Raw genomic sequence first — 302 nt, 5'->3', positions numbered from 1 at the left:
CGCGGTCGATGGCAGCCTCGTGCGCGCCGATGTGAACCGCCAGCATGCCGTCGATAAGGCCGATGGACTGCCCGACCCAGCCACCAGCCATGCTGTTCGCGAGTATCTGGCCGTGCTCGACGATGCCGCCTTTGGTGGGGCCACTCCGGTGCCGCCCAAGCAGTTGGCGGTGGCCGATCCGGCCGCGCGCTGGACTGCGGCAAGCCGCGAGCGCGCCTTCTTCGCCTATGCCACCAACTACCTCATCGATCTCCAGAACGCGGTGATCGTCGATGTCGAGGCGACCACCGCCATCCGTCAGG

The 302-nt window shown here is 67.5% G+C and carries 1 pseudogene; it reads left to right on the top strand.

The features are described 5' to 3' along the window. Positions 1-302 (top strand): annotated as a pseudogene (locus AX692_RS20130) (IS5/IS1182 family transposase); the annotation flags it as partial.

Source organism: Erythrobacter donghaensis (genome assembly GCF_001557325.1).
Lineage (GTDB): Bacteria > Pseudomonadota > Alphaproteobacteria > Sphingomonadales > Sphingomonadaceae > Erythrobacter > Erythrobacter donghaensis_B.
This window is presented reverse-complemented; position numbering and strand designations above follow the sequence as displayed.